Origin of the sequence: Lysinibacillus sp. Y5S-8, assembly GCF_036894365.1 — a bacterium.
Taxonomy (GTDB): Bacteria; Bacillota; Bacilli; order Bacillales_A; family Planococcaceae; genus Lysinibacillus; species Lysinibacillus fusiformis_D.
The window spans coordinates 860,479-879,852 of record NZ_CP145889.1 but is presented as its reverse complement, the minus strand read 5'-3'; the positions used below and the strand labels follow the sequence as shown (position 1 = coordinate 879,852).

General features: G+C 37.7%; 16 protein-coding genes. 1 reads left to right on the top strand and 15 read right to left on the bottom strand.

What is annotated here, in order from left to right; translation table 11 throughout:
• Positions 1 to 5: 5 nt before the first annotated feature.
• The 11 genes from V6670_RS04060 to V6670_RS04010 all read right to left on the bottom strand — a co-directional run bounded on the left by V6670_RS04060 (position 6) and on the right by V6670_RS04010 (position 11,621).
• The gene (locus V6670_RS04060; RefSeq protein WP_036125707.1) at positions 6 to 851 is read right to left on the bottom strand and encodes an ABC transporter permease; all 846 of its coding nucleotides are present in this window, start codon (positions 849 to 851) and stop codon (positions 6 to 8) included.
• Positions 848 to 1,783, bottom strand: coding sequence for an ABC transporter ATP-binding protein (locus V6670_RS04055; protein WP_141904836.1), 936 nt, complete (start codon positions 1,781 to 1,783; stop codon positions 848 to 850). The genes V6670_RS04060 and V6670_RS04055 overlap by 4 nt, the downstream gene beginning before the upstream one ends.
• Positions 1,783 to 4,173 carry a hypothetical protein gene (locus V6670_RS04050; protein ID WP_338652753.1) on the bottom strand — a complete coding sequence of 797 codons (2,391 nt, stop codon included), beginning with the start codon at positions 4,171 to 4,173 and terminating at the stop codon, positions 1,783 to 1,785. The genes V6670_RS04055 and V6670_RS04050 overlap by 1 nt, the downstream gene beginning before the upstream one ends.
• Before the next feature lie 173 nt (positions 4,174 to 4,346).
• On the bottom strand, positions 4,347 to 5,234 hold the full coding sequence (locus tag V6670_RS04045) for a LysR family transcriptional regulator (protein WP_036125714.1): 888 nt from the start codon (positions 5,232 to 5,234) through the stop codon (positions 4,347 to 4,349).
• A gap of 68 nt (positions 5,235 to 5,302) precedes the next feature.
• The gene (cbpB, locus tag V6670_RS04040) at positions 5,303 to 5,743 is read right to left on the bottom strand and encodes a cyclic-di-AMP-binding protein CbpB (protein WP_036125716.1); all 441 of its coding nucleotides are present in this window, start codon (positions 5,741 to 5,743) and stop codon (positions 5,303 to 5,305) included.
• Positions 5,744 to 5,940: 197 nt separating this feature from the next.
• Positions 5,941 to 6,180 carry a hypothetical protein gene (locus tag V6670_RS04035; RefSeq protein ID WP_036125717.1) on the bottom strand — a complete coding sequence of 80 codons (240 nt, stop codon included), beginning with the start codon at positions 6,178 to 6,180 and terminating at the stop codon, positions 5,941 to 5,943.
• A 63-nt stretch (positions 6,181 to 6,243) separates the two neighbouring features.
• The gene (gene fadH, locus V6670_RS04030; protein WP_338652748.1) at positions 6,244 to 7,011 is read right to left on the bottom strand and encodes a 2,4-dienoyl-CoA reductase; all 768 of its coding nucleotides are present in this window, start codon (positions 7,009 to 7,011) and stop codon (positions 6,244 to 6,246) included.
• Between the two features lie 154 nt (positions 7,012 to 7,165).
• Positions 7,166 to 8,350, bottom strand: coding sequence for an iron-containing alcohol dehydrogenase (locus tag V6670_RS04025; protein ID WP_338652747.1), 1,185 nt, complete (start codon positions 8,348 to 8,350; stop codon positions 7,166 to 7,168).
• 16 nt (positions 8,351 to 8,366) lie between these two features.
• Positions 8,367 to 9,128 (bottom strand): 3-hydroxybutyrate dehydrogenase, encoded by a 762-nt coding sequence (locus tag V6670_RS04020; protein WP_338652745.1) that lies wholly within the window; start codon positions 9,126 to 9,128, stop codon positions 8,367 to 8,369.
• 62 nt (positions 9,129 to 9,190) lie between these two features.
• Positions 9,191 to 10,711, bottom strand: coding sequence for a CoA-acylating methylmalonate-semialdehyde dehydrogenase (locus V6670_RS04015; protein ID WP_338652744.1), 1,521 nt, complete (start codon positions 10,709 to 10,711; stop codon positions 9,191 to 9,193).
• Positions 10,712 to 10,727: 16 nt separating this feature from the next.
• Entirely contained in the window at positions 10,728 to 11,621 is an 894-nt protein-coding gene (locus V6670_RS04010) for an NAD(P)-dependent oxidoreductase (protein WP_338652743.1), read from the bottom strand.
• A gap of 236 nt (positions 11,622 to 11,857) precedes the next feature.
• Here V6670_RS04010 and V6670_RS04005 point away from each other — a divergent pair, with 236 nt between their 5' ends.
• A complete protein-coding gene (locus V6670_RS04005) occupies positions 11,858 to 12,469 on the top strand; it encodes a TetR/AcrR family transcriptional regulator (RefSeq protein ID WP_338652742.1) in 612 nt (203 codons plus the stop codon).
• A 48-nt stretch (positions 12,470 to 12,517) separates the two neighbouring features.
• Here the strand turns inward: V6670_RS04005 and V6670_RS04000 are convergent, their stop codons facing one another.
• The 4 genes from V6670_RS04000 to V6670_RS03985 all read right to left on the bottom strand — a co-directional run bounded on the left by V6670_RS04000 (position 12,518) and on the right by V6670_RS03985 (position 19,310).
• A complete protein-coding gene (locus V6670_RS04000) occupies positions 12,518 to 14,524 on the bottom strand; it encodes a GGDEF domain-containing phosphodiesterase (RefSeq protein WP_141904830.1) in 2,007 nt (668 codons plus the stop codon).
• 29 nt (positions 14,525 to 14,553) lie between these two features.
• Entirely contained in the window at positions 14,554 to 16,710 is a 2,157-nt protein-coding gene (locus V6670_RS03995; protein ID WP_141904829.1) for an RNA degradosome polyphosphate kinase, read from the bottom strand.
• On the bottom strand, positions 16,707 to 18,254 hold the full coding sequence (locus tag V6670_RS03990; protein WP_141904828.1) for a Ppx/GppA family phosphatase: 1,548 nt from the start codon (positions 18,252 to 18,254) through the stop codon (positions 16,707 to 16,709). Before V6670_RS03990 ends, V6670_RS03995 begins: the two co-directional genes overlap by 4 nt.
• 153 nt (positions 18,255 to 18,407) lie before the next feature.
• A complete protein-coding gene (locus V6670_RS03985; RefSeq protein WP_036125743.1) occupies positions 18,408 to 19,310 on the bottom strand; it encodes a chemotaxis protein in 903 nt (300 codons plus the stop codon).
• Positions 19,311 to 19,374 lie beyond the last annotated feature (64 nt).

The window sequence follows — 19,374 nt, the reverse complement described above, 5'->3', positions numbered from 1 at the left end:
CCTCCTCATCGGTTACTTTTCATGTTGGCACGTAATTTTTTAATTGCAATCGTTAAACAAAGTACAATGATCAATACATAAGCAATTAAATACATAATCCATACAGGTAGTTCTATACCAGAAAGCTCAGCTAACGCATCACCCATCTCTGGTGAAATAAGCGTCAACATCAAGGCACCTGGATTGATAGACGCCCAAAAATAAGTCATAAAGGAGGTACTTGTACCAATGGCATTACCCATTTGATGAAAGGCCATTGTTAAAAAGAAGAAGAATGCTGTAATACCACCTAAAAAAATAATCGATCCATATGTTGCAATCATGGCCACAATGGTTCTCTTTGTAATTGTTGAAAACATCACACCAATACTACCTATTGCTACTACAGTAACTAAATAAAATAAAAATATAGAAATAAGCTGCGAAGGTGATACACCACCGAATAGAAATACTAAGCTATATAGTGGTAATCCTGCTACTAGCATCAATACTAGAAATGCTACAGAGGATAATAATTTTCCAATAACAATTTGTGTAGAACTTTGTGTTGTTGTTAGTAAAATATTTAAAGTTTGCTTCTCACGTTCACTACTGATGGCACCTGCAGTTAAACTTGGAGTAATGAAAAGAACTAATGCCATTTGTAAAATGGTTAGCACAGCAAACATCATAAAGCTTGTTTCTGGTCTAAAGAAGCCCCTGCCAGTAAATTCAGTCGTAAGCAATAAAAATCCTGCAATGAAAATACAAAGTACTGCTAAATAAAACATTAACCCTGAGAAGCTTTTAAAAGAACGGAAGCGTAACTTCAATTCTTTTACGAGTACCGGATTATAAAATCTTTCCATCATTGATTGTCCGCTCCCTTCGTAATCGCCATAAAGACATCCTCTAAATCTTTCTCTTCCTCACTCAAGGCATAAATCGGTAAATCGGCAAGCATTGCCTTTTTCAATAATGACACTTGCTCTACGTCTGTTCCACGATAATTAAAGGCTATTTCTAAGCGATTGTCGATGACATCAATAGAAGAAATATGGGGATCTTCCTCCAAAAATGCACGTACTGCATCGAGTCGATCTGTCACTTTCATCACAATACGCTTTTCTCCCTGTAGTTGTGCTTGAATCGCAGCTACATTGCCATGTGCAATTAGCTTGCCATTATCAATGACGCCGATTTCATCACACATCTCAGCAAGCTCTGGCAAAATATGCGAGGAAATTAAAATGGTTTTCCCCATGGATTTTAAATTCCGTAAAATGTCTCGCATTTCCACACGAGCTCGTGGATCTAAACCTGATGCAGGCTCATCCAAAATCAATACCTTGGGATCGTGGATAAGGGCACGGGCTAAACATAAGCGTTGCTTCATCCCCCGTGATAATAAATCCACATATTCATAGCGTTTGTTTGTTAAATTCACTAGCTCTAATAGTTGTGGAATTAACACTTGACGCTCTGCTAGCTGAATACCGTAGCTCGCACCGTAAAAATCTAAATATTCATCTACTTTTAACTGGTCATAGACACCAAAGAAATCAGGCATATAGCCAATTTGCTTGCGCACTTCCTTCGGTTCCTTCACAACACTTTTGCCATTGATTAAGGCATCACCAGAAGTTGGCGACAATAATGTGGCTAAAATAGAGAATGTTGTAGATTTCCCTGCCCCGTTAGCACCAACAAATCCAAATACAACGCCTTCTTCTAAGGACAAGTTTAAATGATCTAGTGCTGTAAAGGAGCCATATCGTTTCGTTAAGTCACGAATTTCTATCATTATTTTGCCACTCCTTTCAGCTCTATATCTGGTAATTTCGTTTGTTCTCCAGATGGGTCAGGACCATATTTTATTTCCATTCGTAGTTCTCCATCTTGATTAAAGTACTTTGAAATTTTATCCGTAAACACTTGCTTTGTATCTACCAGTGGTTCATATACGTTAGTTTCATTATTCCAGATCGCTATCTGCATACGTGCAACATCCTTATTGGAAACTGTGAGCTCATTAAGTGATTGAACAGCATCCATAAATTGATCTGGCATTGCCATTGTGACTTCGTATAAACCATCAGATAGGTACCAATTGTTCAATTCATCAATTTTTTCATAGTGTCCACTTGCTGAAAGTGGTACTAATGTATAGGTAAAGTTATTACGCTTCATTGTAAATGGACCTGATAGTTCCACTTTTCCTTTAAACGGTTGAACAAACGTAGTAATCGGTGACATATTAGCACTTGTTTCTAGTTCAACTCCTACAAGAGCTTGATCTGTCCAAGCTGTCAGTATTGGCTGGTTATCATTTTCTACAAGCGGTAATGCTAATGATTTCATTCTTTCAATACGCATTGGGTCTACCTCATCCTTCTTCGATGGGTAACTATAATTATAATTATTGAATATCGATGGTTTTTGAAGAACTGTTGTTTTCAGTTCCTTGTTAACCTGTAACGTTCCATTCGCTTCAATATCCCCTAGCTTCACTTCTTTCACACCAGAAATTAATGTGACATCTTTTAATGTGAATGGGAAATTATTTTTAACCGTTCCTGTCAACTTTTCATTTTTCAATGTTATATCAATATCCATCTTGCCCATATTTTGAGCTGATGTTTTTCCGCCAAAGGATTGCACAGACCAGTAGCTTAAGTCGCGTAATGTTAACGTCGAACCGTTAGCATTTTCTTTTATATAAGAAGATTCATGTAAAGCTCCCATCGTCCCTGTGAAATTATTGTAATTTCTCAAAGCAACGGCAGTCGTATTTTGATCAGCATTGACCACAAAATCCCCACTGCGATTTGTTAGAATCGACTCTACATAATAACCATTTACACTACTATCTTCGTTTACTTTATAGAATGCAGATTGTTGAGCTTGTGGCTGAACAATACGATCCTTCGCTCCAACAATAAAGAGAACAATTGAAAGGACAATTGAAATCGATGGAATGATCCACCATGCATGCTCACGCTTGTCCATTTTTTTTAGAACAACGTAAAGCAGTGGCCCGATAATTAAAATATAAAGAATAATGACAATTAGCATATAGCTTACTGATACTTCAAAGGATGGAAATAATTCATTAATGTTACGAAGCTCATAAGAAATTTGGTCGAGTGATGATTGCCCCTGTCTCATCATCCCTTGCTGCGAAATGTTTTGAATATCAATCATTTTAGCTATAAGGGCAGCATAGCCGTCCATTGATGCAAGCGGTTGATCACCTAAAGAGAAAGCTGTTTGAATAATTTCTCCACTACCAATTTTTTTCTTTGCAGCTAACACTGTATTATTTTCTGTTAGTACTGGTAAACTCCCTTCACTACTAGTAGACGAGTAAACCGAAATAGGCTGTGTAAAAATGCCTCCACCCGATAATTTAGTTAATGCCTCTGCAGAAATAGAAGTCATCTCTTGTGATAATGATAAAGGTAAATACTCTTTCAAAATACCGGCTGTGGCATCAATTTGGTCAGCAGCCCCTAAGAGTAATGTACCGCCATCTTGTACCCATTTTAGTAAGGACTCTTGTTGTTTTTGTGTTAAATCGGCTATCGCCACTTCATCCACTACAATGACGTTGGCCATAGCAAGTCCCTGTGAATCTTCTGGGAATGTATAATCTTTTAATTGATTGATATTAAATACTTCCACACTGCTTTGAACAACAAATGTTGATAAACGTAAAAAGGCCGATAGTCGATCACTTTTATCTGTTAATGTATAAATAAACGTTGCTGAAGGATCTAAAAAATTAGATTGTAGGCGTTTAGTTCCTTTATAGGCAACCTTTTTTCCTTTCTCAATGCTTCCCTCATAAAAGGCAAATAAATCTGCGTCCGAATAACTATAGTCAGCTAACCCATCCTGATAGAAAGTAAATGTCTTTTCTTCTCCTGCTGCTATATCGATTGGAACGACGATTGCTGATGCAGCCTCATAAGAATTGGCAGAATTAATGGCCATATCTCCAGAAAAATCTGCACCATTATTTTTTATTGTTACTTGTAGTGGCACCACTGATTGATATTTAGCTTTACCTGAAATACCCGCTGTTGCTTTGACCTCTAATGTAGCAGCAGCACTTGCCTGTGTAGAAGGCAATAAAAAGCTAATTACAAGCATGACTAATAAGGTCAGTGCCGTCATTTTTGTCTTTTTCAAAAGCTCAACTCCTTTTTATGTAAATAGATGGTTACATAATTATACGATTTAAATTGCATTTTGTTCCATTTCTTATGATATCTTCATGAATATTCATAAACTCTTAAGAAATAAGCGATTTAATAATGAATACAAAAAGGCAATTCCGACATGACTTGGAACTGCCTTTTTGGCTATTTTGTATAATCAAACAAACAACGTGCATGATCCTGCACTACTTCAACAAAAGCCTCTACCTGTCTCAATTCAAAGGAGGATTCATAGCCAATTAACCAAGTATCTCGCGTAAGCCCAAATTCCTTTTCATCATTGGACAGCGGGATTTTATGAATGGCATCGTGGTCATTTAAAGTAATGGAAGGTAAAATAGCATAGCCGATGCCATTTAAGGCCATTTGCTTACAAATCTCAATTTGATCCACTAAAATTTGTTTTCTAGGATTTGATGCAAAATGCTGTTGCCACCATTGTTGAATTTCTTGATAGTAGTTAGAATCACTTTTATATTGTATAAATGGACGGTCTGTCTTCAACACATCTTCAATGGTCTTAACTTCTTTGTCCACTAAATAAAGAGTATCTCTGAAAAGGTGAATCTTTTCTCCCTTCCAGTCAACTTGGCCACGTACAATGCCTACATGTGCCTCGCCCTCATAGAGTGCCTTGACAATTTCAGAGCTCCAGCCCGTCATCAGTGATATTTTAGCTTCAGGATATTTTGACACAAAATCCTTTAAAATTTTAGGTAGCCAGTTTTGACCAACAATGGATGCACAGGCAATTTTTAATGTCCCGTTGACCTTTGTTGTTAAGGATTGAATGGTTTCAAAAATCTCTTCTTTTTTAGCTAGCATTTCCTTCGCATACGCAATCACCTGTTCTCCAGCGGGAGTTGCAGTTAGCCCCTTTTGTGAGCGAATAAATAACTGTGCACCCCAGTCCTTTTCAATCGTTTGTAATCGTTGAGAAAGGGCCGGTTGGGATAAGAATAGACGCTCTGCTGCTTTCCGCATATTGCGTTCTTCTGCTAAAATTTTTAATACTTCTGCCTCTGTTGCCATCAATCTTTAAACCTCCACTACAAGCAAAGAGGGCCTCATGATTTTCATCTGAGTTCCCTCTTAAGCTACTACTCTTTTTGATAAATATATTTTTTCAATTGCTTCAAAATAACACGTCTTGTTAATATCCCTGCAAATGTACCGTCTTCGTCTACTACACATAAAAAGGCGTGGTTAATGACTAAATCTAAAGCTCGCTGGAACGTATCCGTCAACTTCAATACGGCAATTTCTTTGTCCATTATAGAGTCAACTTTAATATCAGGTAGCTTTTCGTATTCAATATGCTCAAGACCAAGAATCGATTCGGTAATCATTTTCATGCTAAGTAAACCTTGAAGTCGATATTTCAAATCTAATACAGGTATGGACGAGTACCCTGTACGCGTTAGTACAAGGAGTGCATGTTCTGCACTATTTCCACTTTGTACATGCGCAACTTTTTCAGAGGAAATAATAAATTCACTAATTGGCATTGCTAATAAGTCTTTGCTGTTAGTTGAAATCATGAACTTCTTCTCCTTTTCTGTTCTCGCTGTGGAGAACAGTCCTTCTCTTTCATCATATCATAACTTTTCTATGTATGACCATGACCAGGTCGGGAAGAGTTTTCATGAACAATGAATTATTTTGGTCTATCCTACAAAAACTAAGTATATCTTCATTCAGTCAAGTTTCTACTTAACTGAATGAAGATGGTTTCTATCTAATAACCAGCCTTACTCCAGTAATAAAAAATCATAATCCCTAAAAAAAGCAAAAAAATCGCATAGACCCAAACAATTGGGTTCAACATCGTGGCATACTCTTCGACTGTTTCTGAAATCGGTGTATCATTTTCAGATTTCCGTTCAGAGGTCATTTTTGCAATTTTCAGCGTAGACACAAACGAAATTGCAGAAATGATCACAATGGCAATAATAGCTGGAATTAACCACATACCCATAGGTAACACTCCTTTCTTTACCCTTAGTATGCGTCAACCCAGCTCACTGTTATGCAAATATTTTTAGAATGGATATTGATTGAGCCATTGCCCACCATCCAGTGTTACACATTCTCCATTCATATAGCTTGCCTTGTTAGACATCATAAACGTAGCTAAATCAGCAATTTCTTCTGGTGTTCCTATACGACCTAATGGAACTGAATCTAGCGTACGAGCTGCTGCTGCTTCGGATTCCCAAAGCTTATCTGCCCCACCTGTTCGTTCAATTGGGCCAGGTGCAATCGCATTAACACGAATACCATACTGTTTTCCCCACTCGACAGCCAACGTTCTCGTCAGTGACAATACACCAGCTTTTGCTGCAGCTGAGTGAACAACACCAGCTCCAGCATTCCAAGCATAAGTAGCCACCATATTTAAAATAGATCCCTTTATATTATTTTCAATCCAATAATTACCAATTGCTGAAGAACAGAAAAATGTACCATTTAACACAATATCCACAACAGCCTTCCACCCATTCGGAGATAGATCCTCAGCTCGTACAATAAAATTACCTGCCGCATTATTTACTAGCCCATCCACCTGACCGAATTTATCAATAGCAAATGCGAGCATGGCCTCTGCATGCTCAGGTACACGCACATCCATTTGAAACGTCTCAATAGAGGGACCCGCCTCAGCAATAAATTTTTTAGCCTCTGCTAATCGTTCTTCGTCACGCCCTGTTATGATAACATTAGCACCTTCAGTGACGAATTGCTTTGCCATATAAAGCCCCATACCACTTGATCCACCCGTAATAATAATCGTTTTCCCCTGTAACATTCCATTTCCCCCTTAGTAAAAAATGAATGATGATTCATTAGAATTTTACTATATTTTCTCGAATATGTCATATTAATTCTATAGATTACTAGAATATTTTCTGTTTTTTCAAAAAAAGAGAGCTATTCAGCAGTTTGAATAACTCTCACAATCATTAAAACTCATACGTATAGGCAATTTTATATAGTTCCATTAATTCTTCTTTTGTTGGTATCTTCGGATTATTGCTAGGACTGCCACTTGCAAGAGCATCCTCAGCCATTTTAGGGATAGCATTGTAAAAAGCTTGTTCTTCTATTCCCCAATGTTTTAAATTGCCAATCTTCATATGCCTACACATTTCCTTAATGGACGTAATGGCTAATTGTGCTAGCTCCTCTTGTGAATATGACTCTTTTGTTTTGTTAAAAAACTGTCCTAAATCCGCTAGACGATCTATACAAGCTTCTTTTGAATAGTCCAATACAGCTGGTAAAAGCATCGCATTGGAGATGCCATGTGGAACATGGAAGAGTGCACCAATTGGACGCGACATTCCATGAACTAAGGCAACAGAAGCATTTGAAAATGACAGCCCTGCCTGCATGGAGCCTAATGACATCGCTTCCCTCGCATCCACATCATCACCTTGTTCATAAACTTTAAGTATATTATTGACGATTAATTCCATGGCAGATAATGCAAGAACATTCGAATATGGATGCGCTAAGCATGATAAATAGCTTTCAATAGCATGACTTAAAGCATCAATTCCCGTTGCTGCGGTAATCGCAGGCGGTGATGTTATAGTTAAAACAGGATCGACTATTGCAACAGTTGGCATAAAAGCTGGCTGTTTAATCATCATTTTTACAGCCGTTTTTGTATTCGTAATAACAGTTGCATCTGTGGCCTCAGAGCCTGTCCCCGCTGTGGTTGGTATGGCTATATGCGGTATTGGTGCATGCGCTGCAACTTTGGCCATTTTCATATAATTTCCTATGTAGCCACCATTTGTAGCTACTACCGCAATCGCTTTTGCTGTATCAATACAGCTTCCTCCACCAACAGATATAATGACATCACAGTGGTCTTTCTGCAGCAGCTGTAGTCCCTCGGCTACATACGTATCATCCGGCTCAGTTGTCACTCCTAAGTATGAAACAGCCTCTATCCCTTGGATTTTTAACAAGGTATGACACTGCTTAACAAAACCTAAGCGATCCATGATTGGATCGCTAACGATTAATGCCTTAGAGCCTAATGCTTTGGCATAGTCCCCTACTTCTTCAAAAGAATCACGCCCATATACAATGGTTCCTGGTGAATGAACGGTAAAGATTGTTTTCGTTTGAATCATATTTCACCCTCCTAAGCTATTGAGCCGTATAACCACCATCTAAAAGAATCGCCTGACCAGTTAACCCCTTTGCTACATCGCTTGCTAAATATAAAGCTAGCCCTGTAATTTCAGAGACATCCAACAGCCGTTTTTGCGGTACAAGTGGATAAAGCACCTGTTCTAGTACTTCCTCTATTTGAATACCTCGAGTCTTCGCTAAATCACTAAATTGATTGTGCACTAATTCTGTATCCACATAACCTGGACAAATGGCATTAACTGTAATACCATCATTTGCTACCTCCAGGGCTGCCACTTTTGTTAACCCAATAACACCATGCTTTGCTGCGTTGTAACCAGCCTTACCAGCAAACCCGATAACCCCATTGATGGAAGCCATATTGATAATGCGACCAAATTGATTGTTCTTCATATGTGGTAATGCATATTTCATCGCCACAAATGGTGCAACGACCATGACCTTTTGCATAGCCTCAAAAATCTCCGTTTTAAAGTCTTCAATCAATGAGACATGTTGAAATCCTGCATTATTAATTAAAATGTCTATTGTTGAAAATTTTTCAATCGTAAATGCAATAGCCTCTCGTATAGCTTGTTCTTCTGTCACATCACATGTATATATCGTTAAAGAAGGGTTTTGAGCAACCGCTTCCTTTAAAAGCTGTTCATTTTTATCCGTAATTACTACATATGCTCCTTCCCTAGCAAATGCTTGGGCGATGGCAAGACCAATGCCACGAGCAGCCCCTGTAATGAAAACTGTTTTTCCTTGCATACACCATTCCCTCTCCTTTTTTAAGAAAAAGAGCTGTAAGAATCTACAGCCCTTTGTTTGTATTAGTCGTTATTACTTGGGAATGCAAATGTGGATGCTGTAGAGGCATTACCTGCCATCCAACGCTCTGAAATTGTCTTAGTTTTTGTAAAGAATCGTGCCTGATCTGGACCAAACATATGCCCTTCACCAAAACGAGAGCCTTTAAAACCAGCAAAATTATGGTAGCCAACTGGAATTGGAATTGGTACATTGACACCTACCATGCCAACATCTATTTCAGTCGTAAATTGACGAGCTGCTAACCCGTCATTCGTAAAGATTGTGACACCATTGCCTAGCTCATGTTTATTAATAAGTGTGATAGCTTCCTCCAGTGAATCTACACGTACAACATTACGAGCAGGTCCAAATACCTCTTGCTCATAAATTTCCATCCCTGGCTTTACATGATCTAATAATGTAGGTCCTACATAAAAGCCTTTAGATTCTTTGACAATATCAAGTTCACGGCCATCACAAATCACCGATGCTCCCTCAGTTTCTCCTCGCTCAATTGCAGCAAGAATCACCTCTTTTGATTGTTGAGAAATGACAGGGCCAAAATCTGCATCAGGGTCTGTATATGGACCTACCTTCAGATTAGTGATTTTCATTTTAAGAATCGCCACTAGACGGTCTGCTGTCTCTTTCCCTACAGGCATAATCGTAGATATTGCCATACAACGCTGAGAGGCTGCACCATATGCTGCCCCAATAAAGGCATTTGCTACCTGTTCAAGGTCTGCATCTGGCATCACAACCATATTGTTTTTACCACCACCAAGGGCAGTGACACGTTTTCCATACTTTGAGCCTGTTTCATAAATATACTTCGCCACCGGTGTTGAGCCAACAAATGAAATGGCTTGCACAGTTGGGTTTTCCAAAAGTTCATTAACGGCATCCTTATCACCATTTATCACTGTCCAAATACCATCGGGCAACCCAGCTTTTTTCCACAGCTCACTAACAAACAATGCAGTCATTGGCACACGTTCTGATGCTTTTAACACAACAGCATTCCCTACAGCAATAGCCATACTTGTTTGAGCTAAAGGCACCATAATTGGGAAGTTAAATGGCGAGATGGCCGCCACTACTCCTAATGGATATTTTGCAGAATAGGCATTAATTTGCCCGCCAACATTAACAGAGTATTCCCCTTTCATTAAGTGTGGGGCACCGATAGCTAAGTCAACAGATTCAAGTCCTCGGGTGATTTCTCCTTTAGCATCTTCAAGCGTCTTCCCGCTTTCTGTACAAATAATTTGCAGTAGCTCCTCCATATTTTCTGTAATAAGGTTTCGAAACTTTAAGACAATTTCTGCTCGCTTTGCCACAGATGTGTCACGCCATTTAGGAAATGCCGCTTGTGCCTGCTCAATTGCCTCCCGTGTTTCTTCTATTGTGGCAAGTGGTACTTTTGCAATGACATCACCTGTTGTAGGATTGAATACTGAACCATAACGGCCGCTTTTTCCTTCCACTAAATGTCCGCCAATAAAATGTGTTAATGTTTGAATTTCTTGTGCTGTTGTCATTTTTCTTTTCCTCCTCTTAAAATTGTTCTATTTTAGCAGTTTCTTTTAAACTTAAATAAGCAGCAGACATATCGTTTTCACCATAGCCTTGCTGAGCAATTTCACTATACAAATCCACCAATTTTTCCCCGATTCGCAGCGTTAAGCCTGCTTCGTCTGCCATTTCCTTCGCTAGCTTTAAATCCTTTAATAGTAGGTTTGTCGAAAAGCCTGGCTCATAATTATCGTTTTTCATATATTCCACATAATTGCGTTCATAAATACGGCTTTGACCATAGCTATTACTTAACACTTCATACAGCACATCAGCATGAATGCCCATCTTTTCACCAAGTACGATTGTTTCAGCGACGGCCTCTGTATAAAATCCAATCATTAAATTATTTAATAATTTAATACGTGTACCTACACTTGACGAAATTCCTAGATGGTAACTATTTTTACCGACTATTGCGAATATTTTCGTAGCACTTTCATAATCTTCCTTGTCACCACCAACCATAATTGTTAGAGTAGCATTTACTGCTCCAATTACTCCCCCACTTACAGGTGCTCCTAAATATCGTAACCCTAAGGCTTTTGCTTCTTTATACAATGAATCGTTCAATTCGGGATTAACTGTACTAAAATCAATGAGTAAGCATCCCTTTTTAGCATGATGAATGATTCCTTGTTCTGATTGATACACCATTTCTACTACCTGAGGAGTCGGTAAGCTGGTCATCACCACATCACATTGCTGTGCAACGTCCTTTGCTGTTTCCATACCAATGCCACCCGCTGCTCTAAATTGCTCCATGGCCTTTGCATTTGTATCAAAGCCATACACCTGATAATTTGCCTTTAATAAATTGATAGACATCGGTAACCCCATATTGCCTAAGCCAATAAAACCTAATTTCTCCTTCATTTAGACTTCCCCCAATCTTTGAAAATTCAGCAGACAAGCTGCATGATACACTAGCCAACGCCTATTTTTTGTCGTAACATTAATAATGAGATACTTTCGTTGACCATAGTCAGTGACTGCGGTCAATTAAATCATAATCAAAATAATTCCATCTCGTCAATTAAAAAAAAGATATTTTCAGAATATTTTTACAGAAAATATTTTACAATACTTTACTTTGGAGGTAATAAGCTACGATGGAATCATTAACGAGCAGACAGAAAAAGGCATTAGAAACACGGGAAAAATTATTAAAAACCTCGTTAGATTTATTTAACAAGTATGGTTTTGAACATGTCTCTGTTGAACAAATTACAAAAGCCTGCAATGTTTCGAAAGGGACCTTTTATACATATTTCCCATCCAAATATGATGTTATATTAGAAAAATTTATGGAGCTGGATCAATTTTATAGCACTGTAGAAAAAAATATTGATCCTTCATTATCAGCAAGTGAAAAAATTTTATTTGTCTATCAACAACAAATGAACTATTTAACGAAAGTTGTAGGAAAAGATTTATTGCGCACAGTGTATACGGCTGCCATGACAAACCAAGTAGAACAAGATCACTACTTAATCAATCCACAACGTAAAATCTTTCAAATTATGAATACATATATCGAGGAAGGAATTCGACAGGGGGAATTCAGACAAGATGTATCTGCTCCTAACATACAAGCAATTATTCGGCGCTGTATGCGTGCCAATGTTTATGATTGGTTAATTCATAGTGAGGATTTTGATTTGGCCTCCGAAATGGCCCAATTCACAACTATTGTCTTGGATGGTCTTAAAAGCCATAAATAAAAAAGTAGCACTTCACCCATTTTAGGCGATGAAAGTGCTACTCGTTGATTAGCTAACAAAATATTGTTGAACAATTGTTTCCACTGGTAATGGTTTATTATATAAATAGCCCTGTCCTTTTTGACAGTGATGACGTTTAAGAAAATCAACTTGTGAAGCCTCTTCAATTCCTTCAGCAATGACCTCTAATCCTAAATTATGAGACATCGAAATAATTGCCTTAATAATGGCTTCATTTTTGTCATCTTTTGCAATATCTGCAATAAATGACTGATCGATTTTAATGATATCAATTGGATAGCGCTTGAGATAGCTTAATGAGGAATAGCCTGTCCCAAAATCATCCACTGACACATACACACCTAGTTGCTTCAACTCGGTCAAAATCGAGTAAGTTTCATGAACGTTTGTCATAGAACTTTCGGTTATTTCCACCTCTAATAATTCAGGTGGTACACTATATTTCTTCAAAGCCGCTTTAATTTTTCGAGCGAAATTTTCTTTTCTAAACTGCTTAGGTGAAATATTAACGGCTATCCGTACAGGACGATAGCCTTTCGATTGCCATTCTCTTTGGTAACGACAAACCTCATCAATAATCCAATCACCTATTTCGATTATTAAGCCTGAAGCCTCAGCAATCGGAATAAACTGTGCAGGTGACACAAAACCAAATTTACGATTATTCCATCGCAGTAATGCTTCAAAGCTATTGATGCTATTGTTTGCTAAATCCATTTGTGGCTGTAAATGGAGACTCAGCTCATTAAATTCAATGGCACGACGTAAATGTGCCTCCATTAATGCTTCATTTGGAAAGACAGCTGTCATATCTTCACGATAGTAACGGTAATGTGAGCGGCCATGCTCTTTAACAGAAAATAAAGCCTTATCAGCTTTCCGTACAAGTGTCTCTAAATCTCTTCCATCTGCTGGACTAAGCGAAATGCCAATCGATACGCTAATAAAATATTCCTGTCCATCTATCATAAACGGCTGTTTTAGAACATCCAATATTGCATTCGCAGTATGCTCAATTTTTTGGATGGTTGCATCTTTTAGCACAAAGATAAACTCATCACTGTTATAGCGATAAAGGGAGCATTTTGAGTAACAAAGCTCACGAAGCCTATGACTAAACATACGCATAAGCTCGTCACCCTTGCTCTCGCCAAGAGATTCATTAAATTTTTTAAAGCGATCAATATCAACCAAAATTAGGGCAGCTTGCTTGTGTTCTTGCTTTTTGTCATTTAAATGGTGCAGCCAGTGTTCTTTAAAAGCCTTCCGATTCCAAATACCTGTTAATTCGTCCATCAGCGCTAGGTAATAAAATGCCTCATGATCATTCATAAATGAATTGGCATCTTTGACAAATAAATGTACCCCTATTACCTCGCCATTATAATAAGTTGGATGCGTTCTTAAATAAAAAGGCTCTTGACTTAGCAATTGGCCCTTTAATAAACATCTAGGCATGCCAAAAGCTGAACCTTCAATGGTTTTAGCAAATAATAATTTAAATTCATTGCTATATCTACTTTCTAATAATGAAAAAATATCTAGTCCTATTAGGCTGTGCTGCTCTCTAGATAAGACAGAGGTAGCAGCAACGTTTTGATGGATAATACGACCTCGTATATCTGTCGTTAACACTGGGCTCACATGTTGCTCCACAAATTGTAAATAGGGCGCTACTTCGCTTTGTGTTGCACGAAGGATCATAGCAACCATAGAATTAGCTAAGTGCTGTACATGAATCACAAATGTTTTTTTTTGAAGATCAGTACCTAATGTTAGGACATGCTGTTGATTGACATCTTGATTTAGCAGTTCCGACAATTGCAGCCAGCATGGCTCTGAAAAAAAATGCTCCGCGTTCTTGGCTGAGCTATCCTGTAACTCAAGCAATAAAGATAGCTTATCATTAAATTCAACAACCTCAAATACGGCCGTATCCACTTTTTTCAAACAGACAACTGCATCAAATGGATTCAGTTGGATGAGCTGCTGATAATCTGCAAATGGCGCTACACTCTCTCTATATTTTTTCATTCTATCCCTCACTAAGTAGCGTGTTTGCTCTATTCTTCGTCTAGCGTAGGCTTTAATGCATCCTTTAAGAAAACTTCCTGGCTATTTAACGGATCTTCGCTACGATCAAACTCTTTGTAATGGTATTTACCATTTGAGTCTTGAATACGTGCTTTCGCAGTATCCATTAATTGTGCATTCATTATGTCAATAATACGAGTTTTTGCTTCACTTGCATATACAGGGAACAATATTTCTACACGTTTAATCATATTGCGTGTCATCATATCTGCTGACGATAAATAGACTTTATTTTCTCCATTATGATGGAACCAATAAATACGAGAATGTTCTAGGAAACGGCCAACAATACTTGTCACGGTAATGTTCTCACTTATACCAGGAATACCTGGTCTAATACAGCAAATACCACGTATAATGAGCTCCACTTTTACACCTGCAATGGATGCTTCATAAAGCTTCATCATTAAGTCTTTGTCTGTCAGTGAGTTCATTTTTGCCCTAATAAAACCATTACCATGTTTTTTATGACAAGCAATTTCCTCATCCATTAAACGAATAAATTCATCTCGAATATCAAATGGTGCCACGACTAAATGATTAAAGGTAGGCTTTTCTGTATAGCCGCTTAAGTAGTTAAAGAAGTTTGTCGCATCAATGCCAAACTCTTTATCTGTAGTTATTATGCCCATATCCGTATAAATTTTTGCAGTAGCATCATTATAATTTCCTGTCCCAAGATGGACAAAACGCTCAATTTTACCGTTACGACGACTAACAACTAGTGTTATTTTAGAGTGCGTTTTTAAATTATTCATGCCATAAATCACAAGACAGCCTGCTTGTTCTAATTGTTTTGCCCAGTGTACATTGTTTTCTTCATCGAAACGAGCCTTAAGTTCAACTAGCACTGTTACTTGTTTGCCATTTTCAGCCGCAAGTTTTAATGCTTGTATAATCGGTGAATTGCCACTTACTCGATATAATGTTTGCTTGATTGCTAATATATTCGGGTTAACCGCTGCCTCTGCAATAAAATCAACGATTGGAGCAAACGATTCATATGGATGATGGAAAAATATATCTTGTTGTAGAGCTTTTTCAAAAATATTTTCATCTGATTGTAAATCTAAAGGTGGCTGTGGAATAAAGCTTTCATATTCTAGATGCTCGCGGCCAACAGAAATACCTTTAACGAAAGAGAACATAAAGGTTAAATCCAAAGGCCCATCAATATGGAACACATCTGTTTCTTCAATTTCAAATTCATCTAATAAATATTGAAGTACTTCCTCATTCATTTCTCCAACTCGAACTTCTAAACGGCTCCCTACGCCCCATTTTCGTTTTTTTAGTTCCTTTTCAATTTCAACTAGCAGATCGCGAGCCCCCTCTTCATGGATCGTTAAATCTGCATTTCTTGTTAGACGGAAAGCTTGTGCTGATTTTACACTATAGCCATAAAATAGCTTTTCAATATGCGCTACAATCACGTCCTCCAATAAAACAACAATTGTTTTCCCTTCTTCGGATGGCACTTTTATATAACGGTCTAGGACAGAAGGGACTTGTACGATGGCTACTTTTTCCCGACTTTCAACTTCTGTCTCATCCTGCTCTAACAGTACGAGTAAATTCAATGTCTTACCAAATAATGTTGGGAAAGGACGATACGCGTCTACTGCTACAGGGGTTAAAACTGGGAAGATTGTTTCCGCAAACATCTCATTGATAAATGCTTTTTGTGCACTGTTTAAATCTTTCATATCTGCAATATGTACATTATGCTGTGGAAGCAAATCATAGATTAAATGACGATAAACTTCTGTCTGTCGACGAACTAATGCTTGTGTACGCTCTGCAATTTTCGCCAACTGCTCCTTTGGTGTTAATCCAGATTTATTTTCAGGCTTATGAAAGCCAGCTCGAACTTGATCTTGTAGCCCTGCAACACGCACCATGAAAAATTCATCTAAATTTGAGCTAAATATAGCTAAAAATTTCAAACGCTCTAGCAGAGGATTATTGATATCCTCCGCTTCCTCTAATACTCTTTCATTAAAGGCAAGCCAGCTCAGTTCCCGATTATTATAGTACTGAGGCTTGGCAATCTCCTCTAATAACCGACTATGTTTTTCTGAAAAGTCTTCCTCATGTAGCTCGTTTTTCGTTACTTCAGTTGTCATCCATTGTTCCACCCTTCTTCAATAAAATTGATCCTCATTGGGATTTTTAATGCTCGTTCTAAATGTTTTCTATGGCGATTGGCTTGATACTTTTCAGCAGCTGCATTCTTTTTTACATAAATATCCAGTTGTACATGATCCTCTTCTGTGCGCATCTCGATGGCATGGACAACATTGCGCTTTGACACATTTAAAGCATAGACAAATTTTAATAACGCTCCAAAATCTCGTAATTTGCGATATTCCTCACGATCCATCCATGTTGCAAACGGAGCGGCAAATCGTTCAAAATAATCTTTATTTTTATAGGATGCAAGAAGTGCTAGTTTTACTCGTTCTAAATGATTTAAACCATCAATGGATTGATTTGCGATTAAATAAAAAGTATGTTGGCTGGAAGAGCTTAATTCAATATACTCTCCAATATTAAAAACCTTGGCCGCTTTCGACAATAAATGCAAATCTTCTGGATGATATTGCAAATAACCTAAATGACAGCATTCACGATACAATTGGTCTGCTAAATTCATTAAATAATCAACTTCCATTTCAGTTCGACCATACTGACGTGCTAATCTTCTTGCATTCCCTTCAAATACATTGTATTTATCAAAGGCCTGTGCATCTGTTTGCAAAATCCGTTGAAAAATGAGTCCCTCACGTAAACCTCTCTTTGTCAGTTGGAATGTCCCACTACCAACCGCCTCCATTAACACTCTAAATACCTCTAATGCAGGTACAATAATATCTGCGCGATCCGATGAAAGCCCATCTAATTGTTTCAATTCCTGAAAGCTTAGTTGACCTAAAAATGAGCTTAAATCATCCAAATCTGCCTTAGACATTTCGTAGCCATGCACACTTGCAATTGGATAGTCATGCTTTTGCTGATGAATTTGTACAATATTCCGCGCACTACCACCAATTGCGATAATAGGTAATGCGACATTTTGTATCCAAGGGAGTGTTTGAAATTGCTCTTTAACAAAGGCAATGAGTTCCACTTTTTCACTACTATTCATAATGTCGCCTTTTACAAATCGTTGCTTTAAAGAAACTGTCCCAAATGGAAAACTATGTGATTGCTGAATTTCTTTATTTTCAAATAGCGTAATTTCGGTACTTCCACCACCAATATCAATCGTTACGGCCGATTTTGTACCCATGGAATAGGCAACTGCAACATAGCCAAAATAGGCTTCTTCTTCTTCTGATAAAAGCTCAATTTGGATACCAGTTCGTTTTTTCATTTCCTCTATAATTTGATCTCGATTAGTGGCTTGTCGGATAGCAGCTGTTGCAGCTGCTTTGACATCAGTTATTTCAAAATCCTCTAGCATCGCTTTGAATGTGAATAAAGTTTCTGATAACACTTGAATACCTTCTTCAGACATTTCTCCTGAAGGCAATATATATGTACGCAAACGTGCTACCGTTTTAATATTTCCTAGCTCACGAAGCCCCTCTTCATTATCATACTGATATAATACTAATCGAATGGTATTGGAGCCGATATCAATAATGGCTGTTTTTAGTTCATTCAAATCATCACATCCTCCAAGCCTATTTTGTTCATAAAATGTGGACCTATACAAAAAAGTCGGCACCTTTTTAAGGCATCCGACTTTTCTTTCATTTATTTTTACTTTTAGGATACCCATTATTAAAATTGTGAAGTATCTTGTAAGTCATTAACATTACAGAATAAGTTGGTCAACACGTAAAATGAGCTCTGCAATTTCTGGCTTACTAATTTGATCTTCTGCTCCTACTTGATCCCCTTTATGGCGAAGATCGTCTGTGATGAGACTTGAGAAAATGATGACAGGAAGCTTCTGAAGATCAGGGTGCTCTTTGATTTTTCGTGTCAAATGATGACCATCCATTTGTGGCATCTCAATATCAGTTACCACTAATTGAATATGTTCTGCGATATCGCTACCACTATTCGCAATTCCTTCTAAGTATTCATAAGCATCGCGACCATTTTCAAAGAATTCAACATTGTCATAACCAGCTTCGCTCATTGTGTCGAATAATAATTTGCGTAATAATGGTGAATCTTCTGCAATTAAAATACGCTTTCCAGAACGTTCACGTTTACCAAGCTTTTTAACAGATTCCACACTAATTCCTGATTCAGGATTGATATCCACCATAATTCTTTCGAAATCTAGCAATAGAATCATTTGTTCATTTTGTTTAATTACACCGATTACTTGTGATGTCCCACCTTGATACATATCAGATGGCTTTTCAATTTGATTCCATGAAATACGATGAATTTGTGTCACATTATCTACATGGAAAACAACACGTTGCTTATTGAATTCAGCCACAATATATTTTTGTTGTGGATTACGCTCCGCACCTTGAATTCCTAATACTCGCAGCATATCTACAACCGGTAATACTTCACCTCGTAATTGAATAATTCCTTCTACATGCGGGTGCGCGTGTGGGATAAATGTTACTGGTATCGGTTGAATAATTTCTTTCACTTTAATCACATTGATGCCGAATTTATTGTTTGCTACTTCAAATTCAACGATTTCTAGCTCATTTGTGCCACTTTCTAATAATATTCCTTTATGTTCCAATGCAATCCCGCTCCTTTCTCTACATCTATTTATAATTCAATTGTATCATAGGCAATACATTTCT

Excerpts from the sequence above, each read along its gene's own strand:
- V6670_RS04035 (WP_036125717.1), bottom strand. The coding sequence starts at position 6,180 with ATGGGTATGTGGTTAATTCCAGCTATTATTGCCATTGTGATCATTTCT.
- V6670_RS04020 (WP_338652745.1), bottom strand. The coding sequence starts at position 9,128 with ATGCAAGGAAAAACAGTTTTCATTACAGGGGCTGCTCGTGGCATTGGT.
- fadH (WP_338652748.1), bottom strand. The coding sequence starts at position 7,011 with ATGTTACAGGGGAAAACGATTATTATTACGGGTGGATCAAGTGGTATG.
- V6670_RS04060 (WP_036125707.1), bottom strand. The coding sequence starts at position 851 with ATGATGGAAAGATTTTATAATCCGGTACTCGTAAAAGAATTGAAGTTA.
- cbpB (WP_036125716.1), bottom strand. The coding sequence starts at position 5,743 with ATGATTTCAACTAACAGCAAAGACTTATTAGCAATGCCAATTAGTGAA.
- V6670_RS04005 (WP_338652742.1), top strand. The coding sequence starts at position 11,858 with ATGGAATCATTAACGAGCAGACAGAAAAAGGCATTAGAAACACGGGAA.
- V6670_RS04015 (WP_338652744.1), bottom strand. The coding sequence starts at position 10,711 with ATGACAACAGCACAAGAAATTCAAACATTAACACATTTTATTGGCGGA.
- V6670_RS04010 (WP_338652743.1), bottom strand. The coding sequence starts at position 11,621 with ATGAAGGAGAAATTAGGTTTTATTGGCTTAGGCAATATGGGGTTACCG.
- V6670_RS04045 (WP_036125714.1), bottom strand. The coding sequence starts at position 5,234 with ATGGCAACAGAGGCAGAAGTATTAAAAATTTTAGCAGAAGAACGCAAT.
- V6670_RS04000 (WP_141904830.1), bottom strand. The coding sequence starts at position 14,524 with ATGAAAAAATATAGAGAGAGTGTAGCGCCATTTGCAGATTATCAGCAG.
- V6670_RS04025 (WP_338652747.1), bottom strand. The coding sequence starts at position 8,350 with ATGATTCAAACGAAAACAATCTTTACCGTTCATTCACCAGGAACCATT.
- V6670_RS04055 (WP_141904836.1), bottom strand. The coding sequence starts at position 1,783 with ATGATAGAAATTCGTGACTTAACGAAACGATATGGCTCCTTTACAGCA.
- V6670_RS03995 (WP_141904829.1), bottom strand. The coding sequence starts at position 16,710 with ATGACAACTGAAGTAACGAAAAACGAGCTACATGAGGAAGACTTTTCA.